Below are 22,732 nucleotides of genomic sequence, written 5' to 3'. Positions count from 1 at the left end.
TATGCTTTATATTATATTTTATTTCCAGGTGCATCAGCCCTTTAGGGTCAAAAATTTTAATGTTTTAAAAACAAAATCAACAGTCGAGTATTTTGACGATAGCCTTAACGCAGCCATATTTAACAAGGTAGCAGAAAAGTGTTATCTTCCTGCCAACGCCCTTTTTAAAGAGCTGATAGAAAGGTCTGACGGAAGATTTAAGGTCTCTTATAGTCTGACAGGCACGTTTATAGAACAAGCTAAAAAATTCCGTCCTGAGGTTTTACATTCCTTTTTAAACCTAGTGAAAACCGGAGGGGTAGAGCTTCTTAACGAAACTTACTATCATTCTCTTAGCAGTATCTTTGATTTAGACGAATTTATAGAGGAGATAGAAGAACACGCTGAGATCATCAAAAAAGAATTTGGGATGCTACCTACCACCTTTCGTAATACCGAGTTGATCTATTTTGACAAAATTTCAAACTTACTTTTTGCTACCATGCCTCAGATAAAAACCATCCTTATAGAAGGGGCTGACAAGATTTTAAAAGGAGAATCTCCTCTTTATCCCAGGGTCTCTGCCAATCATGCCCATCTTTTGCTACTAAAACATTATAAACTTTCAGACGACATTGCCTTTAGGTTTAGTGATAAAAGTTGGGATGAATATCCCCTTACCCCTAAAAAGTATTTGTCCTGGATAAAAGACTTGATGCTAATAGAAAAAACAGGAAAGAATCTCTATTTAAACCTTTTTATGGATTATGAAACCTTTGGAGAACATCAATGGGCTGAAATAGGAATTTTTGATTTTATAAAAGAGTTTGTACTTTTAGCTTTAAAGGAAAAAAATTTACAGTTTCTTTGGCCTTCTGAGGTAAAAACCACCTTAAACTATACTCCTACCCCTATCTCTGTTCCTAACCCAACTTCCTGGGCAGACACCGAAAGAGACCTTTCTGCCTGGCTTTCTAATCCCCTTCAATGGAATGCCATGAAGACTTGCTATGAGTTAATCAAAAAAGCCAAAGACCAGAAACGGTATGATCTTCTCTCTATCCTTAAAAAACTTTCTACTTCAGACCATTTTTACTATATGTGTATCAAATATTTTCAAGACGGAGATGTACATAAATATTTTTCCCCATACTCTTCTCCAGAAGAAATTTATCGGTATTATATGAATATATTAGCAGAAATAGAAACCAATTTAGAGGGATAAAAATGCCTTTCAAAAAATTTTTTGTTTATCCTTCTATACCGAAGGAACTTGACAAACTTTTAAAAATTTCTAAAAATCTCTGGTTTTCTTGGAATTATGACGTTCTTTCTTTTTTTTATAAAATAGACCGAGACCTTTTTAGACAGGTTGAACATAATCCCTTTAAACTTATCTACTACCTTCCTAACATAAGGTTAAAAGCGTTGGCCCAAAATCAGACCTTTCTTATGGATTTAGAGGACCTCTGGGAAGCATTTCAAGAATATAAAGAATATGTCCATCCAGAAGTCAAAAAACATCGTATAGATCCAGAAGACAAAATAGTTTATTTCTGTACCGAGTTTGGGCTTCATCCTACTTTGCCTTTTTATGCAGGAGGATTAGGGGTTTTAGCCGGGGATTTTTTGATGTCTGCTTCAGACTTAGGACTTCCGATGATAGGGGTAGGTCTTGCATATCAACATGGCTATCTAAAACAAACCATAGACCCTAACCAAAAAACACAAACAGAAAATCCAGAAATTTTAGACCTGTTTTTAAACTTTTTAGAGGAGGTAAAAAACCCAGACGGCACCTCTATGGCGTTATCGATGAACCTTATGGGAGTAGAGATAAAACTTAGGGTATTTAAGTTAGAAGTAGGTAAAGTACTCTGTTATTTTTTAGACTCTACCCATCCTGAGAATCCTGAAGAAATAAAAGAAATACTTAGATATCTCTACCCAGGGGAAATAGAAAAAAGGATCCAACAAGAGATTATCCTTGGTATCGGAGGATATAAATTACTGAAAGCATTAAACCTCAACCCCAAGATATATCATCTTAATGAAGGTCATTCTGCGTTTGTCCTTTTAGCAAGATTAAAGGATTTATTGTCTCAAGGATTTTCCTTAGATGAAGCCATCATGCTTATCAAAGAGACTACTGTTTTTACTACTCATACACCTGTTATTGCAGGTAATGAGCATTTTCCTAAAGAGTTGATTAAAAAATATCTTTGGGAAGAGTTAGAAGAGTTGGTTGAACTAACCAAAAATGAAAACATTATTCTGGAATTTTATAAACAAGGCACCCTAAAGGAAAATCCTGAAATTTTCTGGTTACCTGCTTTAGCCATCAACTATTCCTCTAACGTAAACGCTGTTTCTAAACTTCATCAAAAAACCACCAAAAAGATGTGGCATCCCCTTTTTCCCGAACTTCCAGAAGAAGAAGTTCCCATAGAGTATGTAACCAACGGTGTTCATTGGAGATGGCTAAGCGAACCTTTTTATGCACTTTTCAAAAAATATCTTGGAGCAAATTTTATCTATATGTCTCCTGAAGATTCAACCTGGGAGGAAATACTAAAAATCCCAGACGAAGAAATATGGGAAGCCCATAAAAAAAACAAGTACAGACTTTTAAACCTTATCAAAACCCAGTTAAAAGAGGAATCTATTAAGTTAAACCTCTCAGAAGAAAAACAAAACTATCAACTTCCTAAAGCCCAAGACCTTATCATAGGTTATGCTCGAAGGATGACCGGTTATAAGAGAAACTCTCTTATTCTGTACCATAAAGAACGAATACTAAAACTACTAACAGAAAAAGATATTGTGCTGGTGTTTGCAGGTAAAGCCCATCCTAAAGATGTAGAAGGTAAAAACATAATCCGTGAGATTTTAGAGTTTAGAGAGACTTACCAGCTTTACAACAAAATTATTTTCTTAGAAAACTATAACCTTCATTTAGCCAGATATCTTATCTGGGGGTCAGACGTTTGGTTAAACACCCCTTTAAGGCCTATGGAGGCTTGCGGAACCTCAGGGATGAAGGCTGCCATGAACGGGGTTTTAAACTTAAGCGTTCTTGACGGATGGTGGCCAGAAGGATACAACCAGCTTAACGGTTGGGCTATAATCCCTAAAGAAGGATTACCACCTTATAATCACTATGAAGCTCATCAAATATACACTCTTTTAGAAAAAGAAATTTATCCTCTCTTTACCGAAAGAGACGAAGACGGGATTCCAAGAGATTGGGTAAAGATGATGAAACAAAGCATGTACATAGCTTGTAAACAGTTTTCTACCAACCGTATGCTCCTTGAATATATAGATAAGTTTTATTCACCTATCATAGAAAGACTAAAACATCTTTCTCAAAAAGATTTTTCTCTTCTTAAGGCTTTAGCAGAAGAAAAAAGGATTTTGACCGAAAATTGGGAAAACATAAAGTTTATAGAAGTAAAAGAAAATTTAGAAAAAACCTTTCTACAAGAAGGCCAGGAAGTAAAGGTATCGGCTAAAGTCTTTTTAGGTAACATTAACCCTGAGTTAATAGAAGTACAGTTAGTAATTATAGAGGAGATAACTTGTGTATCCAACCTCGGGGAAGAAGAAGATAGAGAAAGTTATGTCAGGAGTTTTCCCCTTAAGCTGGTAGAGTTTAAAGATGGTGTTGGAGTTTATCAAAAATCTCTTCCTCTTTATGGACCTGGAATTAAAGCTTATAACTTTAGGGTGGTTCCTAAAAACTTCTATCTTAGAAGATATTATCCCAACTTGGTTAAGTTGACTTTTTGATTTTTATGCTTATAATTAATTTTAATTTAAATAGCCTTTTAAAGGAGGGTTTATGGAAACCCTATTGTATCTCTTGATTCTTTTCGTAGGCGTTTTAGTAGGTATAGCTATTTATATCTTTTTTAAGGTTAATCAAACTTTAGACCGTGTAAACCTAAGGTTAGAAGAACTATCTCCTGTTTTAAAAAATCTTAAAGAAACCACCGAAAAAACCTCAGAGACCTTAGACATAGCTAAACAAACTATCTCTAACCTAAACGAACTTATAACCGGGCTTAAGATTGTACCTAATATTATAAAAGAATTAGGAGAAAGTATAAAAGATTTCGAAACCTTTTTGAAAAACCAGACAGAGATAGTTGCAGATGAAGTAAAAGAAATTTCCAATAAGTTAAAAATTAACTTAGAAATTGCAAAAAGCAATTTAGAAAATATAAAAAATACCACCTATCAGGTAAAAGAGGTGACAGAAAAGGTTAGCCATAGTTTAAGTCCTATGATAAACTCTCTTGCTGAGTTAAGTGAAACCTCTAAGTTAGTCTTAGACCAGATAAACCAACAGATTAAAAAGGTCTATGTAGAAGGTAGTTCTCTAATCTATGGAGCTAAGGAACTGATACAACAGTTAAAGAAGATGATACCTTTTCCTAAATTTAAAAAATAAAAACCTTTAGGTTAATAGTTAAAAAAATTTCACTAAAAGGAGGTGGATTATGGAAGGAAAAAAAACTACGGTTTTGTTAGCTTTTCTTGGTGGGGTGGTAGTAGGGGGGATTGCAGCCCTTCTTTTGGCACCAGCCAGTGGCTCTGAGGTTAGAAAAAAGATTAAAGAAGAAGTGGACGAAGCCTTAGAGAAAGTTAGAGCTGAAGCAGAAACTTTAAAAGCTAAAGGAGAAGAAATCACTTCCAAAGCTAAAGAAATCATCGAAACTAAAAAAGAAGAACTTAAAGAAGCTATAGAAAAAAGTAAAGAAACTTTAAAAGAAAAGAAAGAAGAATTAGCCTCTAAACTCTTAAAAAAAGAGGAGGTTTAAAAGACTTTTTTACCAATTAAACTTAGACTTTAAAATTTTTAGATAATTTTTCTCTGGTAAGGTAAGAATTTTAAGAGGTTTTGGGGCTTTTTTAAAACGAAGAGGTTGATCTTCCTGCACTACTAAGTTAATCTGTCCGTCGATGAGAAGATGAACTTCTTCGTTCTCCCCTTTCCCTTTTTTGTTTAAGATTACCACGGTTTCAAAGTTATCTGGAATAACAAAGGGACGTAGGTTTATTTTAAAAGCACAGATCGGTGTGCAGACAAAAACTTGTGCCTCTGGATGGATAACCGGACCTCCGGCTGAAAGATTATAAGCAGTCGACCCGGTTGGGGTAGAGATGATCAACCCATCACCAGGGATGGTAGTAAGATGATAGCCCTCAACCTGCAGGCTCAAATATATCACCTTACCCAAAGGACCTTTCATGATAGCCCCTTCGTTTAGAGCAACAAAGGTCTCATTCTGATAGGTAATCTCAAGAAGCGTTCTTTTTTGAATTTTAGCCTCTCCTTCTTTGATTAGCCTTAAAAGATATGGTAATTCTTCTAAAGAAACCTCGGTTAAAAAACCAAAATTTCCCAGATTAACCCCTATCAAAGGAAGGTCGTAAGTATAGGCGAAAGGGACAGCCCTTAGGAAGGTGCCATCTCCTCCTAGCACCAAAATGGCATCAAAGGTTATAACCTCTTCCTTAGGAAGTTCTGAAATTTTTTCTAAAGGAACCAAAATAATCTCTTTTGAGTTAATCTTTTCAAAAACTTGCGGGAGGTTTCGCGGGTCTTTTAATAAGTAAAAAAATTTAAGCATGATATAATTTTATTCTTGAACCTTGAGAAAAGCAATAACTTTGATTAAGGTTTATAAACCTTAAAAAAACGTAAAAACTCTTTAGAAATCTGAACAAACAAAAATTTTCCTTAACCTCTTGACATTTTTTAAAGATTTTTTATTATAGAGTTTAAACTTAAATAGGTTATTTTTGTCTTCTTAATCGGGACGTAGCGCAGCTTGGAAGCGCACCCGCTTGGGGTGTGGGGGGTCGGCGGTTCAAATCCGCCCGTCCCGATTTTTTTATTGGAATACTAAAAACTAAAAACCGGGCACCTTGCCTGGGAGGAGGTGAAACATGAGTACAGTCCAAACCGTGTGTCAGTTTGAAAGGTTGAATACCTGCCCTACCCAGCAAGGTGCACTTAAACGATGTGTTTGGTCCTATCATATCATCGCTGAGTTTTGGGGTTCCCCTTTTGAACTTTTGGCTGAAGCTCCGGTGGTTGAACAAGCTTTAAAAGAAGCCATAGCACCTAACGGTGCGTTAAAAGAGGTTTCTGCGGTAAGTTATCAGTTTCAGCCCTTTGGGGTTTCTGCTCAGGTTAATTTAGGTTCTTCTTATATCTATATCCATACCTGGCCAGAAAAAGGATACTCTGCCTTAGACATCTTGGCAGAAAATAAAGAAAAAGCTCATAAAATCTTAGCCAATCTTCAACGTAATCTTCGTCCGCAAAATGTCTATATCGCTGAGTTTGCAAGAGGACTTTCTCAGGATACTTTATCAGATGGAGGCGAAACTTGACTGGAAGTTTTTGGTGGCGAGAAAAAATCTTTAAAGATTTTGGACATTCTTACAAGGTTGAATTAGTCTTTGAAGAAAAAGGATTACAAGAAATACAAATCTTTAAAAACCCTTCCTGGGGTTATTTTTTTGTTTTAGATGGAATCGTTCAGTTTACAGAAAAAGACGAGTTTATATATCATGAGACCATAACCTATCTTCCTATAAGCCTTCTCCCTACCCCCCCTGAAGAGGTTGTAATAGTTGGAGGGGGGGACGGAGGAGTTCTAAGAGAACTTCAAAAAATCCCTACTATAAAAAAGATCATTCAGTTTGAAATAGATACCCTAGTGTTTGATTTATGCCAAAAATACTTTTTTAAAATTTCTGGAGATTATAACGACCCAAAGGTCAACTTAGTGATTAAAGACGGCTATTTAGGGCTAAAAGAGAGCCCTTCAGAGGGGTTTGATTTGGTAATAGTTGATTGTACCGACCCGGTAGGACCTGCTAAAACCTTATATACCGTTGAGTTTTATCAAGAAGCTTTAAAGGTGCTTAAACCTTATGGGGTATTTATCCAGCAAGCTAGTCTACCGATTTATTTTCCTCATATCATAAAAGAAGCCTATCCTAAAATTTCTCAGGTCTTCCCTTATGTAAAGATAGTACGCTGCTATGTTCCTTGCTATGGAGAAGAGATCGCCTTTTTCTTGGCTACCAAAGAGCCAAAAGATTGGCTTAATCCTAAACAACTACTTTCTGGTAAATATTATCATCCTGGGTTGAATCCTTATTATTTTTCTTTACCTCAGACCTGGTTAGAACTTCTAAAATAAAGGGCCCTTTAGTTTGAAAATCACCGGAGGCTATTTAAAAGGACAAAAGCTTTTTCTTCCTCCACCTAAAGACTTAAGCATCCGCCCTTTAAGAAGCAGGATCAGGAAATCTCTTTTTGACCTTTTAGGACAAGACCTTTCTGAGGCTAAAGTGTTAGACCTGTTTTCAGGGACAGGAGCTCTTGGAATAGAAGCACTTTCAAGGGGGGCGGATCTGGTTTTTTTTGTAGACTTTAGCAACTTAAGCCTTTCTCTGATTCATAAAAATTTAGAAAAACTTAAACTTACAGAAAAGGCCTTGGTTTTAAAACTTAAACTACCAGAAGGTCTATCTAAGCTTAGCCAAGCCTATCCTCAGGTTAAGTTTGATTTGGTCTTTATCACCCCACCTTATAAAACCGGGCTGAGCCTTAAAACCCTTAAGGCCTTGCCTACAGAAATTTTAGACCAAGAAGCCATAATAATGGTAGAAGAAGCTACAGGAATACCCCTACCAGAAAAAACCGACCGGTTTGTCTTGATTAAAGTCAAAACCTACGGAGAAACTACTCTGTATTTTTATCAGCCTGTTATTCCAAACACAGAGGAGGACTCTTAGGACCTGGGATCTGAGTGCCTCGAAAATTCAAAATACTTCTTATCCGATAGCAGGTCTTATTAACATCTGATAGTTTTTCAAAAAACTCTTCTTTTCTCACATAAAAACTCTCAACCTTAGGGCCAGAAATTTTTTCAATCTCATAAGAGATTGGGTAATCGATAGAAAGGCCTTCTATGTCTTTTTCTGGCTTTTTCCAGGTTAAAAGCACCGCCTTTTCTGGTAGAACCTGAAAAGAGATGTTCTCAGGGAAAAGAGGAGGATTATGCCAGTATAAATATTCAGGAAACTCAAACCAATCGGTCTTAACTAAAAAATCTTTCTTTATTTTAATCCTGTATTTATATCTATGACGATGTTTAACCTGATAGTCGTGATACACGTATAAATTTCCTGCAGAATGAAGTTTAGGGGAAAGTTTGATTTCATAAATTTTAGGTTTAGCCTTAGGAGAATCTAAAGATATCTCTTCTTTTTCTATGATAAGAGAACTAATTTTTATTAAAGGATAGCCTCCCTTAGTCTCTGTAGGAAGATAAACTATCAGGTCAAAACCTGCCTCTGTAGGTTTTACCTCAAAAGAAAACTCTTTAGGAATACTTTTAGAGGGAGGTAAAGGTGGGTTTTTCTTTCCGCAGCCACCTAAAAAAAATACCAAAAAGATAAAAACCATCCAGAAATACTTTTTCATGTTTGCTCCTTTTATAAAAACTTTATTTTTGCTATCCGATAGGCATGACATTGAAAGTTTACGGCTACCGGAAGGCTGGCAATATGAGAAGGATAAGTCTCTATATGAACGGCTAAGGCGGTAGTTTTACCTTTTAAACCCAATGGGCCAATCATAAGAGAATTTATCTCAGATAAGAGCTCCTTTTCAAGTTTAGCTATCTCCTCCTCTGGATGAAAAGTCCCAAAGGGTCTAAAAAGTGCCTTTTTGGCTAGAAAGGCTGCTTTTTCAAAGGTACCTCCTATCCCCACCCCTACGGTTACAGGAGGACAAGGATTAGGACCAGCTTTTTTAACAGTTTCCACCACGAATCTTTTAATCCCCTCTACCCCTGCTGAAGGAGGTAACATGGCAAGGGCACTCATGTTTTCGCTACCACATCCCTTAGGAAGGATGTGTATTTCCAAAACCTTACCTGGGACTAATTCATAATGGATTACCGCCGGGGTATTGGTTCCGGTGTTTTTTCTGGTAAGCACTTCACATACCGAAGCCCTAAGTAATCCTTCTTTGTATGCTAAAAAGAGACCTTCGTTGATAGCCTTTTCTAAATTTTTTATACACACCTCCTCTCCGATTTTAACCCAAACAACCGGAATACCTGTGTCTTGACAGATAGGAAGATCTTCTTTTTTAGCGATTTCTGCGTTTTCTATCAACACCTCTAACCCCGCTTTAGCCAAAGGTTCGGTCTCTTCGTCTAAAGCCTTGGTTAAGGCCTCTAAAACCTCTGAAGGAAGGCTTTTGCAAGCTCTTATGTAGGCCTCTTTTACTTTATTGACTATCTCTTGGTAGCTAATCTCTTCACTCATAAATCCACCTCTTAACCCTATCTAACACATAAAAACTTTCAGAAAGCCTTTCTCGTAAGGTTGGGCTTTTTTCAATCTCGGTTTTAATCTCAAACAAATGATAAGCTAATTCTTCGAAGGTTCCACAAAATATAAGAAAGTTGTGTCCACTTGCCAAACTTAAAACAATCCTTTCAGAAAGTTCCCATTTTCCTAAAGCCCCCATGTTTAAATCATCGGTGATGATACAGCCTTTAAACCCGAGATTATCTCTTAACAGCTTTATCACTTTTAAAGAAAAAGTAGCTGGTAAAACGTCTAAACTTTTTACTATTAGGTGAGTAGTCATAAAAAAAGGAACCCCCTTTTCAGCAAAAAACCGGAAAACTTCAAGGGAAGAAGAATTAATTTTCTCCTTTTCAGGAAGGTCTTTATGAGGGTCTATGGTAACCTCATCTAACCCTGGAAAATGTTTAACGCAGCAGAAACACCCCTGTTTTTTATGTTCTGAGATGAAAATCTCTCCTAAAAATTTAACCAGTTCAGGGTCGTTTCCCAAGGTACGAGACCTTAAAAACTCTGGAGCTTCCTCTCCTGCTAAATCTACTACAGGAGCAAGGTTAAGGTTAAGCCCTTTTTCAACCACTGTTTTCGCAAGACTTTGAGCCCATTTTTTTACCAAAGATAGATCTTTATTTTTTTGATAGTTTAGACTGATCTCCAGAGGAGAAGGGAATTCTCCTGGTATACGACAAACCCTCCCCCCTTCTTGGTCTATAGCTAAAAAGTTAAAACTATCTACTGAAGCTTTTAATCTATCTAAAAACTCTGGAAAATCTTCCTGAAAATGTTCTTTGAAAAAAATAAAATTAGTAAACTGGAGGTCTCGATAGAGTTCCTTTTCTTCGGCAGAAAGGCTACCTGGTTTTACTAAAAAAACCTGACCTATGGTTTTAAACATGTTAATTTTTTAATCTAAAATAACCTTGAAAAATTTTTATAACCTTTTCTATGTCTTCGAAGGTAGTATATCTACCTAAGGAGAACCGGATGGTGCCTTGAGCTATTTCTTCAGGCACTTTTAAAGCGATCAAAGTATTTGAACCTTTCCGGTCATGGCAAGCAGACCCGGTAGAAGCACACACCTCTGGGAGGTCTTCCAAGATTTTACTCCCTATTTTACCTACGAAAGAAACAGTTAAGGTATTGGGAAGAGTTTTCTCAGGAATCCCGTAGCGGTAAATTTTTGGATAAACCTCTTTAAGACCCTCATAAAGGGTTTCTCTTAAGTAGATAAGTCTTTCTGCCTCAAAACTTACGTCTTTTTTAGCTATCTCTGCTGCTTTAGCCAGGGCAGCTATCAGACCTACCGGTTCTGTCCCAGGCCTTATCCCTTTTTCTTGTCCTCCCCCTAAAAAGAGAGGGGATATAGAAAATCCTTTTTTTATAAACAAACCTCCTATCCCCTTAGGTGCATACATCTTGTGACCTGCAAAGGATAGAAGATCACACCCTATTTTTTTTACATCTACCGGTATCTTACCTACAGCTTGACAGGCATCAGTATGAAATATTATTTCCCTTTCTTGACAAATCTTAGCAATTTCTTCAACTGGTTGAATGGTACCTATCTCATTGTTGGCTAACATCACAGAAACTAAAAAGGTGTTTTTCTTGATTCTTTTTTGGACTTCTTCAGGGTCTACATAACCTTGGGAATTCACAGGCAAAAAATCTACCTCAAATCCCATCTCTAACAGCTTCACCGCTGGGTTTAACACCGAAGGATGCTCAAAGGAACTCACCAAAATATGACCCTTCCCCTTTGCAAGAGCTACTCCTAACAAAGCCAGATGATTAGATTCTGTTCCTCCTGAGGTAAAAAATATTTCTTCGGAAGAAGCATTTAAGAGGCTTGCTACCTCTTCTCTAAACTTTTCAAGGGCTAACTTAGCCCTTTTACCTAATACATGAGCAGAATTTGGGTTAGCGAACTCTTCTGAAGAATATTTGTTGAACACATCTAAAACTTCTGGTAAAACAGGAGTAGTAGCGTTATAATCTAAATATATTATGTTTGAGTATTGCATAAATTTTAGTTTAAACTATTTTATAAAGATTACAACTGAAACAAATTTGCTATGTTCCTTATGTTTCAAATAAACAACATTAAAAACATTTTAAGAGGGTGAAAAATGCTTTATTTTTTGGAAAATGGGTGCCCTAACTGTAAAGGGATAGTCTCAGATGAAAGACTTGGTAAAGGAATTCCTTGTGAAAACTGTCTTCCCGAAGGAAAAATACCTTCAAATCCCTCGATCTTAAAGATTTGTGAAATTTTAGAGAAAGAAAAAACTTTAAAACAGTTAAAGATCTTTGGAGAAGTAGAAAAACAAGTTTCTAATTTTAGTAAGTTGTTTAAAGAAATCATCGGGGCTAAACCTTCTTCTTTACAGATAAACTGGGCTAAGAGGTTATTTTTAGGGGAATCTTTTGCTATCATCGCCCCTACAGGAACTGGAAAATCAACCTTTGGTCTTATTAGTGCTCTTCTTACCCCCAAAAAAGCCCTTATTATCGTACCTACCAAAATGCTGGTCAATCAGGTAGAAACCAAGCTAAACGACTTTATAGATAGAACCTCCTCCCTCGCTTTAAAGAAAAAAAGAATTCTAGCCTATACCGGGCAAAAAAAAGAAAAAGAAATCTTAGAAAAACAGAATTTTGATGTGTTTATCTGTACTTCCGCCTTTATGCATAAAAACTTTGAAATCCTTAAATCTTTAGACTTTTCTCTTATCTTCGTCGATGACGTAGATTCTTTTTTAAAAAGCAGTAAAAACGTAGACAACTTGTTTTTATTACTGGGGTTCTCTGAAGAAGAGATAAAGCTGGCTTTAAAGAGAGATAAAACCGAGGAAGACTATTCTGAGCTTTTAAAAATCAAAAAAAACCATCGAAGTACTCAAAAACAGCTCATCATCTCCTCTGCTACATTAAAACCAAGAACCAACCGAGTCCTTCTTTTTCAAAACTTGCTTGGGTTTGAAATAACACGTTTTGTCTCCACCCTAAGAAAGGTAATCGACACCTATCTTGACGTCGGAGAACCAAGAGATATACAAAGACTTTCTGAAGAAGCGGTAAAATTGATAAAAGCCTTAGGTAAAGGAGGGCTTGTTTTTGTAGAAGAATCTTATGGAAGGACTTACGTAGAGAAGTTTACAGAACAGCTCAGAGAAAACGATGTAAAAGCGATTTCTTACTTAGAGGTCAGTGAAGAAGACCTTTTAAACAAGTTAAAACAAGGAGAGGTAGAGGTTGCAATAGGGTTATGTCATCTTGGTAACCCCTTGGTCAGAGGATTGGATTTACCTGAGATTTTGAGATACGCCATTTTTTTAGGAGTACCCAAGCATGTTTTCCCCCTTATGAAAAACGAAGTAAGCTTTTCCCTTTCTGTTGCTCCTCAATTTTTGTACAGTTTGCTTTTATCTCTTATGCCTCTTTTTAAAGACGACGAACGGATAACCGCCTTATCACATGTAAACTACCTTAGAAGATTTTTAACCTTAAGAGAAGAAGACCTCCCTAAGTATGAAGGGTTGTATAAAAAGGTATTATCGATCAAGGAATTTATAGAAGAACGGCTTAAGAACCCTGAGTTCATAGAAAAACTTAAAACCAACGAAGAAGTTTTCTTAGAACGGGACGAAAACGGAAATTACCATCTTATCGTGGGAAACGCTTCTTCTTACCTTCAGGCTTCAGGAAGGGTTTCAAGGCTCACTACTAAAGGACTTATGCCAGGACTTTCGGTTATCTTGGTAGATAGTTTTAAAGCCTTAAACAGTCTTAAAAAAAGACTAAGGTTTTATTTAGGGGATGAAGTAGAGTTAACAGAGGTGAATTTTGAAAAAATAATCGAGCTTGATACCCAAATAAAACAAGAAAGAGAAAAAATTTCAGCTGAAAAGATAGATTTTAAGAACTACCTTCTTATCGTAGAATCCCCTCATAAAGCCAAAACCATAGCTAGCTTCTTTGGAAAACCCTCGGTTAGAAGGTACACCAACCTATGGGTTTATGAAATACCGATGGAAAATACCCTGCTTTCTGTCTGTGCTTCTTTAGGGCATCTTTATAACCTTTCCAGAAAAAAGGGGATATTTGGAGTTTTAAAGAATAACGGAACTTTTCATCCTGTTTTTAATACCATAAAAATAGACAGAGAAACAGGAGAACAATATGTGGATGAAGAAGAAATAAAGGATAAAGAAAACATCTTTGACAAAGCTGACATTGTAGACGGGCTTAGGATCCTTAGTTTTTGTTCAGACCAAACCTTTATTGCCTCAGATCCTGACTCAGAGGGAGAAAAGATTGCTTATGACATTTACATTAATCTGAAACCCTTTCAAAAAAATATTAAAAGACTAGAGTTTCACGAAGTTACGGTAAGAGCCCTTAAAAAAGCCTTTGAAACCCCTCAAGAAATAAACCTTCCTCGGGTTAAAGCCCAGTTAGCCAGAAGGGTGGCAGATCGTTGGGTAGGGTTTTCTCTTTCTCAGGAATTATGGAAAGTTTTCCACAAAAACTATCTCTCAGCAGGTAGGGTGCAAACTCCGGTTTTAGGATGGGTAATAGAAAGAGAAAAACTAAGTAAGCAACACAAATATCGAATAAACTTTACGATAAATGAATATCCCCTTTTTATCGAGGTAGAAGAAAAAGAAATTGCAGAGAAATTAGAACAACACCTACCTCAGGCTAAAATTACCTTAGAAGGCCAAAAAGAAGATGAACTTTCTCCACCTCCTCCTTATACCACAGACACCATACTGGAAGAAGCCTATAATTTCTTCAGGTTTTCTACCTCCTATACCATGTCTCTTTTGCAAGAACTCTTTGAACTCGGTTTAATCACCTATCATCGAACAGATTCAACTCGAATTTCAGACGTAGGACGGTTTCAGGTAGCTAAACCTTATATCTCAGAACATTTTGGAGAAGAGTTATTCTATCCGAGAGAATGGTTTAGTGAAGGAGCCCATGAAGGTATAAGGCCTACCCGTCCCTGGGATGTAGAAGAACTAAAACTAAGGGTAGCCCACGGATTAATCTCTTTTAAAAATTATAAGGATAGTTTTAGATTGTATGACCTTATTTTTAGAAGATTTATAGCAAGTCAGATGAGAAAAACTAAAGTCTTAAAAAAGAACCTTAAGTTGGTCCTTCCCTTTTTCGCCTGGGAAGAAGAAGTGATAGTAGACATACTTTCAAACGGTTATGATTTAGTTTGGACCAAACCACATCTTTTCCCCGTTTCTCCTTCTTTTACCATAAACAACATTAAGTTACAAAAAATACCTAAAGCTTTTCTTTTTAATCAGGGGACTCTGATCCAGGAAATGAAAAAAAGAGGGTTAGGTAGACCATCTACTTATGCAGAAATTGTTTCTACCCTTTTAAATAAGTATTATGTTTATGAGCTGAAAAACGGAGGACTTGTTCCTACAGCCTTAGGAAAACAGGTATACGAATATCTAAGGTCAAGGTTTGAAACCTATGTATCTGAGGAGTTTACCAGAAAACTTGAAGCCTTTATGGACGAGGTAGAAGAAGGTAAAAAAGATTGGGTAGAAATTTGTTATACCCTTTTGCCTCTTCTAAAAGAATTGAACATCATCTTGTAAAATTTAAAAATGTTATTAGGTTGTTGTTTTTTTTGTTTTTTTAAGTATACTTTTTTTAAACTATAGCTTTCCGGGAGGAGCTTGATGAGATTTAAAAATGTTATTTTTGGTTTTTTGTTAGCCATAATCTTGTATATAGCTATTTTCCGAACTTTACTTCCAGAAAACAGTTTAGTTTTTAGTTTAGCCACTTTTGTCTATTTTGTTGCGGCTTTAATTTATTTTATACATTGGGTTTTTAAGTGGGATTGGGGAGGATTTGTAGGTTCTACCATTGGTTGGGCTGGGTTGTTTTTAAACCTCGCGGCTTTTTTTATTAGATGGTATCAAACCCATCAAGCTGGCTTTGGCTACGTTCCTCTTTCCAACCTTTATGAATCTTTGGTCTTTTTTGGACTATGTATTGCATTAATTTATCTTGTTATGGAGTTTAAATTTCCTTCTAAAGCCTTAGGAAGCATTACCTTTACTTTGACTGCTTTTATCATGGCCTATGCCTCTCTTAAAGCTCCTGCTGAAATCAAGCCACTTCTCCCAGCCCTAAAAAGTAATTGGTTGATAGCCCATGTAGTTACCTGTTTTTTGGGATATGGGGCTTTTGCCGTTACCTTTGGTCTAAGCCTGTTTTATCTCATCGGAGCTAATAAAACTCTCTCAGCCTCTTTGCAGGTTTCCTTAGAACATTTTATCTACAGGCTGATGCTTTTTGGTTTCTTTTGGCTTTCCTTAGGTATCATCACTGGAGCTGTTTGGGCTGAACAAGCCTGGGGAAGTTACTGGAGCTGGGACCCTAAGGAAACCTGGTCTTTTATCACTTGGCTTATTTATGGCGGAGCCATCCATCTTCGTTTAATAAAAGGTTCTAAAGATTGGGGAGGGAAAAAACTTGCCTGGCTAAACATCATAGGGTTTGCCTCTGTACTTTTTACTTATTTTGGAGTAAACTTTTTATTGTCAGGATTACATAGTTATGCAACTCCAGGCTAATAAAACTGGAGGGGATTAAGATGTTAGTAAAAAATTGGATGACTGAAGAAGTGATTACCTTAGAAGAAGAGGAACCTATAACCAGGGCTATTCAACTTTTAAAGGAACACCAAATACGAAGGATTCCCATAACCAGAGGAGGAAAACTAGTAGGAATTGTTACCCAAACAGACATAAAAGAGGCTACCCCACCAAAATTCGTAGGGGTTGACCTAAAAGAACTTTATGACCTTTTTTTAAACCTAAAAGTAAAAGACATCATGACCCCAGACCCTATCACCGTATCTCCAGAAGATACCATAGAAAAAGCTTCTGTCCTTATGCTTGAAAACAAAATCTCTGGACTTCCGGTAGTTAATGAAAATAATTATGTTATAGGGATTATCACTCAAACAGACATTTTTAAACTTTTTGTTCAACTAACTGGGGCTTATTTCAGTCCTTATCATGTAGCCCTTTATATCAACTCACCCTATCAACTTCCTGAGATTTTAGAAATTTTTAAGAATTTACAAATAAATATTTATACCATTTTTTGCTGGAGAGACGAATTTTGTATAGATGATACCTGTAAAAAAAGAGTTTTTATTCGTTTCCAAGCTGTTGAAGAGGCTAAAATAAAGGAAGCTTTGGAAAAACTTGAGACTAAGTTTGAAATAGCTGAATTTAAGAAAGACAATATAAAAGATATCCCCCAAAAACGGAAAGAAGAAAAAAATTTATTGGTTTTCTAAATTTTCAGTATTTTCTTGATTCTGAGTCTCTGTATTCTCTGTATATAAAAAGAACCCTTGAGGTTTATGATTAGTTCCTTTCATTACGCTTAACCAAACAGGACAAGCAACCCTTCCTCCTGTTTCCCCTCTTTCTAACGTCTTACCTGAATCATAACCAACCCAAACACCACAAGTATAGGTAGGTGTAAACCCCACAAACCAAGCATCTCTATATTCCTGGGTAGTACCGGTTTTTCCAGCTACCGGCACACCCAATCCCCTGGCACAAGTTCCTGTTCCATAAAGAACTACTGCCTGTAGGAAATCATTCATTATAGAAGCAGTGTAAGGAGAAATTACCGGCTTAGCTACCACATCAGTTTTGTAAATAGGGGTTTTAGCAAACAAACTATCTCTCACTTCTTCTATAAACTTAGGTTTTACCATACGACCTAAGTTAGGGAAAATAGTAAAGCTCCTTGTGAGCTCTATCGGAGTTAATTCATAAGAACCAAGGGCTATACTATAATTAAAATCTCTAGGGATGTTAAGTTCTAATTTTTGAACCATATCATAAATTTTTTCTCTTCCTAGCATCAAAGCAAGCCTTACTGCTACTACGTTTCTTGACTTGGCTAAGGCATCCCTTAAGCTTATAGGACCTAAATACTGCCCATCATAATTTCTAGGTGACCAATCTTTGCCCTGGTCGCCTCCAGGAAGAGTTATAGGTTCATCGGGAATTACATCCTCTGGAGAGACTACTCCATCTTCAATAGCCTTAGCCCAGATAAAAGGCTTAAACGCAGACCCAGGTTGTCTTTTAGCTAGAATAGCTCTATTATAAGGAGAAGCCAAATAGTTTCTTCCTCCGATAAGAACCCTTACTCCTCCGTTTTTGTTTTCCATACAAACTACTGCTATCTCTGGAGGTTCTCTGTTCGTAAACATACGACTAAGGGTGTTCATAAGGTTTTCATATGCCTTCTTTTCCCACTCTAAATCAAGAGTAGTATAGACTACAAGTCCCCCCCTCTCTACTACCTCAGAAGGGAATAATTTTTTAAGTTCTTCTTTTACCACATCTAAGAAGTAGGCTGCATAAACAGGAATGTTAACATTTTTAGGGTTTAAATGTATAGGTTGAGATGAAATAGCCTGAGCTTTTTCAGGAGAAATAAAACCTACCTCTGCCATTCTTTTAAGCACATAGTTTCTTCTAGCTATAGAAAGATTATAATTTTGAAGGGGATTATATTTAGAAGGGGCTGCCGGTAAACCTGCCAAAACCGCTGCCTCGTTTAAGTCTAACTCCCAGACATGTTTGTTAAAATAAGTAAGGGCAGCAGCTTCTACTCCATAAGCCCCTCCCCCTAAGTAAATATGATTCAAATATATGGTTAGAATCTGATCTTTGGTTAGATATTTTTCAATTTGCCAGGCCAAAAACATCTCTTTGATTTTTCTTCTAAGCGTCCTTTCAGGAGAAAGGACAAGGGACTTAACTACCTGTTGAGTAATGGTACTACCGCCTTGGACTATCTTACCATGAACGATATTTTTGTAAAGTGCCCTTAATAAACTCCAAAAATCTATCCCTTTATGTTTATAGAAATTAGCATCTTCTGCAGCTAGAAAAGCTTGGATTACATGAGGAGGGATTTTATCTATAGGTACAAAAACACGCCTTACTGGACCGATAAAACCTACCAGATTTCCATGAATATCGTATACCAAATTTGTTTGTTCTGGTCGGTAGTTTTTAAGCTTAGAAATACTTGGGAGACTAACCTTAAGATAAATAAACCCAGCTACTAAAATTATAGAGAAGAAAAGAAAAATCGATAAAAACAAAATACCTAGCAACTTAAAAACAGAATTCATAAAGATTTATTATAACCTTAGTTTTTGATTTTGAGAACTTTTTAAAGAGATTTTTTAAAAAGATTTAATTTAGGTATAAAAATAAAAAAAAATCCCGGGCACCGACCTACTCTCCCAGGGAGGTAACTCCCCAGTACCATCGGCCCTGGAGGGCTTAACTTCCGTGTTCGGAATGGGAACGGGTGTGGCCCCTCCGGTATAGGCACCCGGGAAACTTTAATATTTTTAACAAGTGAATAGGGTATCCTTTGGAACTTTTAAGCTGGTACTGCAGCCAAGCCGCACGGGCGATTAGTACCAGTAGGCTCCACCCATTGCTGGGCTTCCACCTCTGGCCTATCAACCAGGTAGTCTCCCTGGGCCCTTCAGGGGGTGGGTTGCCCCACCCTCGGGAGGCCTAATCTTGGGGTGGGCTTCCCGCTTAGATGCTTTCAGCGGTTATCCCTTCCGCACATGGCTACCCGGCTCTGCTCCTGGTGGAACAACCGGGACACCAGAGGTGCGTCCACCCCGGTCCTCTCGTACTAGGGGCAGCTCCCCTCAAGCCTCCTGCGCCCGCGGTGGATAGGGACCGAACTGTCTCACGACGTTCTGAACCCAGCTCACGTACCCCTTTAACGGGCGAACAGCCCGACCCTTGGGACCTGCTCCAGCCCCAGGATGGGATGAGCCGACATCGAGGTGCCAAACCGCTCCGTCGATGTGAACTCTTGGGAGCGATCAGCCTGTTATCCCCGGGGTAACTTTTATCCGATGATCGACGGCCCTTCCACTCAGGACCGCCGGGTCACTAGGCCCGGGTTTCCCCCCTGCTCGGCCTATCGGCCTCGCAGTCAAGCCCCCTTATGCCCTTACACTCAACGGTGGATTTCTATACCACCTGAGGGGACCTTTGGGCGCCTCCGTTACTCTTTAGGAGGCGACCGCCCCAGTCAAACTGCCCGCCAGGCACTGTCCCTCGGAAGGCTTTCTTCCGCAGGTTAGAACCCTGAGGCAGGAAGGGTGGTATCTCACCGGTGGCTCCACAGGAGCTGGCGCCCCTGCTTCACAGCCTCCCACCTATCCTGCACATCCTACCCCAAGGTTCAATGCCAAGCTGCAGTAAAGCTCCACGGGGTCTTTCCGTCCCACCGCGGGTACTCGGCATCTTCGCCGAGACTACAGTTTCGCTGGGCCCCTGGCCGAGACAGCGCGGCAGTCGTTACGCCATTCATGCAGGTCGGAACTTACCCGACAAGGAATTTCGCTACCTTAGGACCGTTATAGTTACGGCCGCCGTTTACTGGGGCTTAAGGGCAGAGCTTCGCGGAATTAATCTCCGCTAACCCCACCCCTTCACCTTCCAGCACCGGGCAGGCGTCGGGCCCTATACGTCCTCTTACGAGTTAGCAGAGCCCTGTGTTTTTGGTAAACAGTCGCCACCGCCGTTTCCCTGCAACCCGCCTCGGCTTCGACCGCAAGGGCCTACACCTAACGCGGGCACCCCTTCTCCCGAAGTTACGGGGCCAATTTGCCGAGTTCCTTAGCCAGGGTTGCCCCACGCGCCTTGGCAGATTACTGCCCGCCCACCTGTGTCGGTTTGCGGTACGGTCACCAGAGCTTCAACGGCCACGAGGCTATTTCTTGGCAGCGTGGTCCGAGCTCCTTCCCGAGAGCCGTAGCTCTCGGTTACTTACTCCCCCTCACCCTCCGGACCGGGATTTGCCTCGGTCCATCATCGGGCTAGAGGTTTGGAGGGCCAACCATACAGCCCCGGAGCCCTTCCCTTCTGCGTCACCCCTTGGCCTCCACTCTGGTGGCGGGGGAATATTAACCCCTCTTCCCATCCCCTACGCCTTTCGGCCTCAGGTTAGGGGCCGGCTAACCCTGGGCGGACGACCCTTCCCCAGGAAACCTTGGGCTTACGGCGGGAGGGATTCTCACCCTCCTTATCGCTACTCGTGCCCGGATTCTCTCCTCCAGCACCTCCAGTAGCCCTTACGAGCTACCTTCATCGGCAACTGGAGTGCTCCCCTACCGCTGAAAGGCTCAAAGCCTTTCAGCCCGCAGCTTCGGCGCCTGGCTTAAGCCCCGTGTAATTTTCGGCGCACCCCCGCTCGCCCAGTGAGCTGTTACGCACTCTTTAAATGATGGCTGCTTCTAAGCCAACATCCTGGGTGTCTTAGCAGGGGCACCTCCTTTACCACTTAGCCAGGACTTAGGGGCCTTAGCTGGCGGTCTGGGTTCTTGCCCTCTCGTCCTAGGACGTTATCGCCCTAAGACTCACTCCCGAGCTGCGCTTGCCGGTATTCGGAGTTTGCCTGGGTTCGGTAGGCTGGTAAGCCCCCTAGCCCAAACAGTGCTCTACCCCCGGCAGCGACCACTCGAGGCTGCACCTCAATGCATTTCGGGGAGAACCAGCTATCACGGGACTCGATTAGCTTTTCACTCCTACCCACAGCTCATCCGAGGAGTTTTAACCCTCCACCGGTTCGGGCCTCCAGTGGGGATTAACCCACCTTCACCCTGGCCATGGGTAGATCGTCCCGCTTCGGGTCTGCCGCCAGCGACTTAACGCCCTATTCGGACTCGCTTTCGCTACGGCTCCGCCTCAACGGCTTAGCCTCGCCACTGACGGCAACTCCCGGGCTCATTATGCAAAAGGCACGCCGTCAGGAAGGATTTTTCCTTCCCTCCGACTGCTTGTAGGCTAGCGGTTTCAGGTTCTATTTCACTCCCCTCCCGGGGTTCTTTTCACCTTTCCCTCACGGTACTAGTGCACTATCGGTGTGCGGGTAGTATTTAGCCTTGGAGGGTGGTCCCCCCAGATTCACACGGGATTCCACGTGTCCCGTGCTACTCGGGATCTACACCCAGGGAGACCGCCTTCCTTTCGCCTACGGGGCTTTCACCCTCTCCGGCGGGCCATTCCAGGCGCCTTCGGCTAGAGAGGCGGTTTTGTAACTCCCCGAGAGGTCCGTGGCCCTCTCCGGTGTAGTCCCACGACCCCAGACAGGCAACGCCCACGGGCTTCTACACCTGCCTGGTTTAGGCTCCTCCCCTTTCGCTCGCCGCTACTCAGGGAATCTCGGTTGATTTCTTTTCCTCGGGGTACTGAGATGTTTCACTTCCCCCGGTCTCGCCTCCATGGGCTCTTAACCCATGGATGACTGGGTATTACCCCAGCCGGGTTTCCCCATTCGGGCATCCCCGGATCAACGCCTGCTTGCGGCTCCCCGGGGCTTATCGCAGCTTGCCACGCCCTTCATCGCCTCCCGCACCCGAGGCATCCACCGCTAGCCCTTAGTAGCTTGACTACAGGAACCAGCTTAAAGATGCCAAAGGATACCCTTATTCACTTGTCAAAGATCTAATTTTTCCACCACTTTTCATTAAGTGGTGGAGGTGAACGGATTCGAACCGTCGACCTCCGGCTTGCAAAGCCGGCGCTCTCCCAACTGAGCTACACCCCCACGCCTTCCTCCTAAACCCATCCTCTAATCAAGAGAATGGGCCTAGGAGGATTCGAACCTCCGACCTCACGCTTATCAGGCGTGCGCTCTAACCTGAGCTGAGCTATAGGCCCGTAATCCGCTCACCCATTCCTTTCAAAGAACATAAAAAATTTATATAGAATAGCGTCCGCAAGGAGCCCCTAAAATTCTCCTTAGAAAGGAGGTGATCCACCCCCACCTTCCGGTAGGGGTACCTTGTTACGACTTCACCCCAGTCACCAGCCCCACCGTAGGCGCCCCCCTCCAGGCAAAGCCTGGTTAGGGTAACGACTTCGGGTGGAGCCAGCTTCCGTGGTGTGACGGGCGGTGTGTACAAGGCCCGGGAACGTATTCACGGCGGCATGCTGATCCGCCATTACTAGCGATTCCGGCTTCACGGGGTCGAGTTGCAGACCCCGATCCGAACTGAGGAGGGCTTTCTGGGATTAGCTCCCCCTTGCGGGTTCGCAACCCTCTGTACCCCCCATTGTAGCACGTGTGTAGCCCTGGGCATAAGGGCCATGAGGACTTGACGTCATCCCCTCCTTCCTCCGGGTTATCCCCGGCAGTCCCCTTAGAGTGCCCGGCCGAACCGATGGCAACTAAGGGCAGGGGTTGCGCTCGTTGCGGGACTTAACCCAACATCTCACGA

Annotated in this window: 16 protein-coding genes, 3 tRNA genes and 3 rRNA genes; 11 read left to right on the top strand and 11 right to left on the bottom strand. The window is 40.4% G+C overall.

Translation table 11 applies throughout. From position 1 onward, the window contains the following. The first annotated feature begins 1 nt into the window (after position 1). The 4 genes from PWP26_RS03465 to PWP26_RS03450 are packed head-to-tail and all read left to right on the top strand — an operon-like array spanning position 2 to position 4,805. Complete coding sequence (locus tag PWP26_RS03465; protein WP_301398955.1) at positions 2–1,204, top strand: glycoside hydrolase family 57 protein; 1,203 nt, start codon at positions 2–4, stop codon at positions 1,202–1,204. Positions 1,205–1,206: 2 nt separating this feature from the next. Then, complete coding sequence (glgP, locus tag PWP26_RS03460; protein WP_301398954.1) at positions 1,207–3,771, top strand: alpha-glucan family phosphorylase; 2,565 nt, start codon at positions 1,207–1,209, stop codon at positions 3,769–3,771. 52 nt (positions 3,772–3,823) lie between these two features. Next, positions 3,824–4,435: a hypothetical protein gene (locus PWP26_RS03455; protein ID WP_301398953.1), complete on the top strand. Its 612-nt coding sequence runs from the start codon at positions 3,824–3,826 to the stop codon at positions 4,433–4,435. Between the two features lie 49 nt (positions 4,436–4,484). After that, on the top strand, positions 4,485–4,805 hold the full coding sequence (locus PWP26_RS03450; protein WP_287568171.1) for a YtxH domain-containing protein: 321 nt from the start codon (positions 4,485–4,487) through the stop codon (positions 4,803–4,805). Positions 4,806–4,814: 9 nt separating this feature from the next. Here PWP26_RS03450 and PWP26_RS03445 read toward each other — a convergent pair whose 3' ends face one another. Next, a complete protein-coding gene (locus PWP26_RS03445; RefSeq protein ID WP_038061489.1) occupies positions 4,815–5,618 on the bottom strand; it encodes an NAD(+)/NADH kinase in 804 nt (267 codons plus the stop codon). A gap of 185 nt (positions 5,619–5,803) precedes the next feature. Between PWP26_RS03445 and PWP26_RS03440 the strand changes: the two genes are divergently transcribed. The 4 genes from PWP26_RS03440 (at position 5,804) to rsmD (ending at position 7,803) form a co-directional block, all read left to right on the top strand. Further along, positions 5,804–5,877, top strand: a tRNA-Pro gene (locus PWP26_RS03440). 60 nt (positions 5,878–5,937) lie between these two features. Then, positions 5,938–6,387, top strand: a complete 450-nt coding sequence (locus PWP26_RS03435) for an S-adenosylmethionine decarboxylase (RefSeq protein ID WP_287568169.1) — start codon at positions 5,938–5,940, stop codon at positions 6,385–6,387. Continuing rightward, positions 6,384–7,205 carry a spermine synthase gene (locus PWP26_RS03430; RefSeq protein ID WP_038061492.1) on the top strand — a complete coding sequence of 274 codons (822 nt, stop codon included), beginning with the start codon at positions 6,384–6,386 and terminating at the stop codon, positions 7,203–7,205. Before PWP26_RS03435 ends, PWP26_RS03430 begins: the two co-directional genes overlap by 4 nt. Positions 7,206–7,218: 13 nt before the next feature. Next, on the top strand, positions 7,219–7,803 hold the full coding sequence (gene rsmD / locus PWP26_RS03425; RefSeq protein ID WP_051754556.1) for a 16S rRNA (guanine(966)-N(2))-methyltransferase RsmD: 585 nt from the start codon (positions 7,219–7,221) through the stop codon (positions 7,801–7,803). Here the strand turns inward: rsmD and PWP26_RS03420 are convergent. From PWP26_RS03420 to PWP26_RS03405, 4 genes are read right to left on the bottom strand one after another with little or no spacing between them, the layout of a single operon-like run. Beyond that, a complete protein-coding gene (locus tag PWP26_RS03420) occupies positions 7,775–8,494 on the bottom strand; it encodes a hypothetical protein (RefSeq protein ID WP_038061495.1) in 720 nt (239 codons plus the stop codon). The genes rsmD and PWP26_RS03420 overlap by 29 nt on opposite strands. Before the next feature lie 11 nt (positions 8,495–8,505). Beyond that, positions 8,506–9,345, bottom strand: a complete 840-nt coding sequence (locus PWP26_RS03415) for a fumarate hydratase (protein ID WP_038061498.1) — start codon at positions 9,343–9,345, stop codon at positions 8,506–8,508. Next, the gene (locus PWP26_RS03410; protein ID WP_038061501.1) at positions 9,338–10,285 is read right to left on the bottom strand and encodes a glycoside hydrolase family 3 N-terminal domain-containing protein; all 948 of its coding nucleotides are present in this window, start codon (positions 10,283–10,285) and stop codon (positions 9,338–9,340) included. The genes PWP26_RS03415 and PWP26_RS03410 overlap by 8 nt, the downstream gene beginning before the upstream one ends. Before the next feature lies 1 nt (position 10,286). Continuing rightward, on the bottom strand, positions 10,287–11,414 hold the full coding sequence (locus PWP26_RS03405) for a cysteine desulfurase family protein (RefSeq protein ID WP_038061504.1): 1,128 nt from the start codon (positions 11,412–11,414) through the stop codon (positions 10,287–10,289). A 105-nt stretch (positions 11,415–11,519) separates the two neighbouring features. On the opposite strand from PWP26_RS03405, the gene rgy reads away from it, so the two are divergent. The 3 genes from rgy (at position 11,520) to PWP26_RS03390 (ending at position 16,741) form a co-directional block, all read left to right on the top strand. Beyond that, positions 11,520–15,020, top strand: coding sequence for a reverse gyrase (gene rgy / locus PWP26_RS03400; protein ID WP_301398952.1), 3,501 nt, complete (start codon positions 11,520–11,522; stop codon positions 15,018–15,020). Positions 15,021–15,104: 84 nt separating this feature from the next. Continuing rightward, entirely contained in the window at positions 15,105–16,007 is a 903-nt protein-coding gene (gene ccsB / locus PWP26_RS03395; protein WP_301398951.1) for a c-type cytochrome biogenesis protein CcsB, read from the top strand. A gap of 20 nt (positions 16,008–16,027) precedes the next feature. Next, the gene (locus PWP26_RS03390) at positions 16,028–16,741 is read left to right on the top strand and encodes a CBS and ACT domain-containing protein (RefSeq protein WP_038061510.1); all 714 of its coding nucleotides are present in this window, start codon (positions 16,028–16,030) and stop codon (positions 16,739–16,741) included. Here PWP26_RS03390 and PWP26_RS03385 read toward each other — a convergent pair. The 6 genes from PWP26_RS03385 to PWP26_RS03360 all read right to left on the bottom strand — a co-directional run. After that, the gene (locus tag PWP26_RS03385; protein WP_287568162.1) at positions 16,727–18,607 is read right to left on the bottom strand and encodes a PBP1A family penicillin-binding protein; all 1,881 of its coding nucleotides are present in this window, start codon (positions 18,605–18,607) and stop codon (positions 16,727–16,729) included. The two genes, PWP26_RS03390 and PWP26_RS03385, sit on opposite strands and share 15 nt — an antisense overlap. A gap of 93 nt (positions 18,608–18,700) precedes the next feature. Next, positions 18,701–18,817 (bottom strand): 5S ribosomal RNA (rrf, locus tag PWP26_RS03380). A 60-nt stretch (positions 18,818–18,877) separates the two neighbouring features. Next, positions 18,878–21,903: ribosomal RNA gene (locus PWP26_RS03375) — 23S ribosomal RNA — on the bottom strand. An 80-nt stretch (positions 21,904–21,983) separates the two neighbouring features. Then, a tRNA-Ala gene (locus tag PWP26_RS03370) sits at positions 21,984–22,059 on the bottom strand. Positions 22,060–22,096: 37 nt separating this feature from the next. Next, positions 22,097–22,172 (bottom strand) — tRNA-Ile (locus PWP26_RS03365). Positions 22,173–22,257: 85 nt separating this feature from the next. Then, a 16S ribosomal RNA gene (locus tag PWP26_RS03360) occupies positions 22,258–22,732 on the bottom strand; the annotation flags it as partial.

It is taken from the genome of Thermodesulfobacterium sp., assembly GCF_030445475.1.
GTDB classification, from domain to species: Bacteria; Desulfobacterota; Thermodesulfobacteria; order Thermodesulfobacteriales; family Thermodesulfobacteriaceae; genus Thermodesulfobacterium; species Thermodesulfobacterium commune.
The sequence above is the reverse complement of the archived record's forward strand: the minus strand, read 5'-3'. Positions and strand labels throughout refer to the sequence as shown.